This window comes from Marivita lacus (assembly GCF_014637725.1).
GTDB lineage: Bacteria > Pseudomonadota > Alphaproteobacteria > Rhodobacterales > Rhodobacteraceae > Marivita > Marivita lacus.
Map to the genome: position 1 here is coordinate 1 of NZ_BMFC01000042.1, position 4,521 is coordinate 4,521.

Genomic DNA, 4,521 nt, shown 5'->3' on the forward strand with positions numbered 1-4,521 from the left:
AGTCGAGGCGTTCGGGCTCATCGACACCGCACAGATCGACCCGCTTCTCAGCATATCAACACAGGCCGCCTGACCGATGCCCTCGATTGGCCATACCCGAATTTACACCAGCTTGACGGACGCTACCGCGATCCGGTGGGGACATGGAAAATGCTGCGCCTCTCGCGCCAGGCTGCCTCAGACTACCGGACCTTTGCCAAGCAGCGACAAAAGATTTTCGAAGAGCAGACCCATCGCCTGCTGAAACGGGGCTTTGGGAGTGCGACCCATGTTTTCAGCGCATTCGGAGAAGGCGGGCGTTATTTGAAGGAGGCCAAGGCCGCCGGCCTTCCCGTCCTGACGGATATCTATGTTGCTTTCTCCACGCTGGACATCGAACGGGCGGAATGGGAGGCTTTTCCCGATTGGGGGCCTGAACCCATGCTGCCGAAAGACGCCATGATCGACGGACGCAGTCACGCGTACGAAACGATCGCGAACACGAGCACATTCGTATGCCCATCGGCATTCGTCGCGGACGATCTCGTGGCGAACTGGGGAGTGCAACGCGACGATATTCGCATCGTACCCTATGCCGCCTCAAAGGGATGGGAAACGGTTGTACCGAAGCCCCGGAAGGGCCGTATCCTCTTTGCGGGAAGCGCCGTGCGCCGCAAGGGGATACATATCCTCGCGAAAACCGCACGCCTGTTAGCGCAACAGGGTCGGGACGATATCGAGTTTGTGGTGGCTGGCGGCGTCCCCGACGCGGTGCGTACTCATCCGGAAGCCAGCGGGCTGACCTTCCTCGGACGCGTTCCCCGCGACGCGGTACGCACCCATTTTGCCGAGGCGGACATATTCGTCCTGCCAACGCTTGCCGAGGGCTCCGCCACGGTTGTTTATGAGGCGATGGCCGCGGGCCTGCCCGTTATCACGACGCAGGAGGCCGGGGCGCCGATCACGGCGGGTGTGGATGGCCTGATCGTGCCGGCGCGCGACTTTGAGGCACTGGCGGAGGCCATCACCGTCCTTGTAGATGACCGTGAGCGCAGGGATAAGTTTGCAGCCATGGCCCGGCAGTCTGCAACCAATTTCACACCTAAAAAACAGGCAGAACGTCTCCGAGGCCTTATAGGTGGCACCGAAATCCCCTGATCCCGTTTTCTCCCCCTTGCGTATGGTAGCCTGCCGCGCCTGCAGCGCGCTCTTCATTTAAGGGACTCTCGTCATCCATATCATTGCACATCCCACCTGCGGCCACAGCGTGGACCTCCGGTCACACGGCCGCTACTGTCTTTCCCCGTGCCGCCGCCCCCTGTGTCGGCGGGCGTCTGCGAACTCCCCTTGAGGGCGTCCCGCGTGAGTGCGCAATCGCCCGCCGTGCTACATGTTGTCCCTTCTTCGCCGTTCGGGGGGGTGCAGCGCGTCGCCATCGACCTAGTGATGACTCAAAGAGCAAGGGGACGGGACGCGACGCTTCTAGGGACGCGGCCGGAAGAGCGGTTTGAGGCCGCCGCAAGGGAGGCCGGTGTGCCGGCGGCAACCCTTCCGCATGGCCTCCGGGACAGGATTTCCGGCCTGCGTGCGCAGGCCCAACACTCCGATATCGTGCACCTACATCTCTGGGCACCGTGGTATCCGCTGGCGCTCCGCGGTCACGGCCGGATCGTGACACATCTACACAACGCGCCTTCTTTGTATCACAGCGGTACGAGCCTGCGCACACTCATGGCAAACCTTTCGGATCGTTGCATCCTGAGTCAATCTGCCCATGTACTGTCGGTCTCCGACTGGAATAATGCGAAATGGCGGGAGTTTGGGCTGTCGGCCAGAATACCGTGTCAGACAGTGTTAAATGGAATCAGAATTCCCGCGCACTGTTGGCGGCCGCGCAAGCAGGGCACCGTCCTCGGAGTTGCTTCGCGGCTTGCAGAGCGGAGAGGCCTCGAGGAGCTTGTCGATGCTATGGGCGTACTTAAGGCGGCCGGGCGCGGCGACATTCAGTTACGCATTGCCGGAGACGGTCCAGAGCGGTCCGCACTGGAACGCAGAGCGGCCGGCCTTCCGATCACGTTTGTGGGACATGTCAGCGACATGGACAAATTCTGGGCGGAGACTGATCTGTCGGTCTTCACGGCGCTCTGGGAGCCCTTTGGCCTGCGGCTGATCGAACCGGCCGCGCGTGGCATCCCCGTGGTGGCCTATCGTAACGGGAGTGGATCGGATGAGGTGATCGACCTGTGCAGGGGCGTTTCGGCGGTTCCCTATGGCGACAGCGCGGCTCTTGTGCGGGAAATCATTGACATTCTGGAGACGCCATCTCGCTACGGCCGGATGGCCCGGGAGGGACGGCAGGATTGCGAAACGCATTTCTCGCTCGACGCTATGGCGGAAAGCGTTGACGCCGTTTACGCGCGGATGCCAGCATGACCGCGCGCGGCATCGTTTTCGTCGATGTTGGCACGACCTGGCACCGGTGCATTGCCGAGGCGCTTGGAGAGGTCGCACCGACCATTGCCTTTCTTCCCAAGAATGATGCGTTGATGCGGATGGATCCGATAACGCTACCTGACACGGGGGTCGCCCGTATCGTGAAATGCGGACTGCCGCGCGGCTGGGCCTCCAGCCTGGCAGGACCGGCACAGGCGCTGATGGCGCGCCGTATCCGGCGCGCCGCATGCCTGTTGCACGATCCAGTGGTCGTCCTGCCCTCGCCCGCCTACGCGCCTCTGTCGTCGTACCTGCGGGATCTGCCCTTAGTCTACTACGGCGCCGATGACTATGGCAGCTACGCGGGCTGGCCGCGTGTGCTGGAGCGGGAACGGGCGATCCTGACGCACTGCGCCTTGGGGGTATTCGTGTCCGACAGTCTAGCGGAGCGTGCCGTTGCTGAACTGGGTCTTCACAAGGAGCGGGCTTTCGTTTCTCCCAATGCGACGGAGCAGAGGTTCGCCGATAACACGACACCGACACCAGAGGCCGTGCGGGCGCTACCGCGGCCGATCATCGGTGTCTTAGGGGCCCTGAGTCCACGCCTCGACTTGGAAGTGCTGGAAGCCGTCGCCACCTTACCGAAACTTGGCACGCTGCTGGTCGCGGGTCCGCTGGCGCCGGAGCTGCAAAGGCTTGAATGGCTGGCCGGGCCGAAGGTCCATGTCACTGGGCGACTGCCCCACACGGAAATGCACGCCTATGCTCGGGCGATGGATGCTGCTCTCATCCCATACGGACCCAGCGCCTTGAACTACCATTGCTCGCCCATGAGGCTGTGGGATCATCTTGCAACGGGCGTGCCGATCTTCGCGCTCGATACTTGTGATCAGATCGTACGGCATGGGGGAGAGCGCGTGACGGTCGATAGTAGTGCAGGGTTGCCCCAAAGACTGGCATCAGCGCTCGAGATCGGCTTGCGTGAACGAAAAACACCAAGCAGCGACATCTTCTGGCGTACGCGCGCCCAATCCTTAGTTCTACGTTTGACTTCGCTGTAGCGAAGTACGCCTCGTGCCCGTGCCACACTGATACAGAGTATCCGCATCGAAGGTCTGGAAAGAATACACGTGAAACACCTTTCTGCACGAATGATTGATTTCATAGTCAAACATCGACGCCCAGGTTCTTATGCTCTCTATGCGATCGGTCAACGCATCGTTTCCGCATATGAAAATCGTGATGTTGTCATGACAACAAATGGTGAACGATGGTTGATCAAGCAGCTTGCAAGCGTTGGACGGTTGGAAGCCTTTGATGTTGGTGCAAACCAGGGAGAATGGGCGCAAAATTTTCTGGAATGCACGAAGAATGGTCATGTCACCTGTTTCGAACCGGTCCCTACAACCTTTGCCGCCCTTTCAACTGCTGTGCAGTCAGAGCGTGCGACACTCGTGCAGCTGGGTATGGGTGACACTCCGGGGCAGATTGCGATCAACAGCGTTGTCGATAACCCTCATATCTCTAGCCTGTATGATATGAGGAGCTACGAGGGTGAAATCGAGGTCGAGAAAGTTGACGTTTCTCTGAGTACTGGCGATGTCGAGATGGCCAAGCGCAATGTTTCTCATCTCAACATGCTCAAAATCGACGCTGAAGGGCATGACTTCAAAGCGCTCACAGGATTTGGAGACGCTCTGACGGAAGGGCGGATCGATGTGATCCAGTTTGAGTATAACTACTTCACCGTAATTGCGCGAACAGCGCTGCGGGACTTTTACGATCTTCTGGAAGAGCACTTTCTTTTGTGCCGCCTCCTTCCACAGGGATTGGAGGTATCCGGGTTTCACCACTCTATGGATACCTTTGCGCAGGCTAACTGGATCGCAGTGCGCAAAAGCTTCATTACCCCTGAGATTGTATTGCTTCTGAACATGCGCTCTGCACGAGGATTGGGCGGCGTTGCGTTGGTAAAGGCACTTTGGCCTGCTGCCGGTTTCGTGGACACGAAGATAAGATCGTGACCATGGAATTGGAGATTGGATATGACGAGACGAAAGTTCAGCCGCGAGTTCAAGATCGAGGCAGTAAAGCTGGTGACCGAGCGGG

Annotated in this window: 4 protein-coding genes; all 4 read left to right on the forward strand. The window is 59.5% G+C overall.

All coding sequences use genetic code 11. From position 1 onward, the window contains the following. Window positions 1-1,137: glycosyltransferase family 4 protein (locus IEV82_RS23295; RefSeq protein ID WP_229748008.1), on the forward strand; the 1,137-nt coding region annotated here is incomplete at its 5' end. 261 nt (window positions 1,138-1,398) lie between these two features. After that, window positions 1,399-2,412, forward strand: a complete 1,014-nt coding sequence (locus IEV82_RS23300) for a glycosyltransferase family 4 protein (RefSeq protein WP_373285270.1) — start codon at window positions 1,399-1,401, stop codon at window positions 2,410-2,412. Next, a complete protein-coding gene (locus IEV82_RS23305) occupies window positions 2,409-3,473 on the forward strand; it encodes a glycosyltransferase family protein (protein ID WP_188484474.1) in 1,065 nt (354 codons plus the stop codon). Before IEV82_RS23300 ends, IEV82_RS23305 begins: the two co-directional genes overlap by 4 nt. Window positions 3,474-3,542: 69 nt before the next feature. Beyond that, the gene (locus tag IEV82_RS23310) at window positions 3,543-4,436 is read left to right on the forward strand and encodes an FkbM family methyltransferase (RefSeq protein ID WP_188484475.1); all 894 of its coding nucleotides are present in this window, start codon (window positions 3,543-3,545) and stop codon (window positions 4,434-4,436) included. Window positions 4,437-4,521 lie beyond the last annotated feature (85 nt).

Bases quoted from the DNA above. Each gene is read 5' to 3' on its own strand.
- IEV82_RS23305 (WP_188484474.1), top strand. From the start codon at position 2,409: ATGACCGCGCGCGGCATCGTTTTCGTCGATGTTGGCACGACCTGGCAC.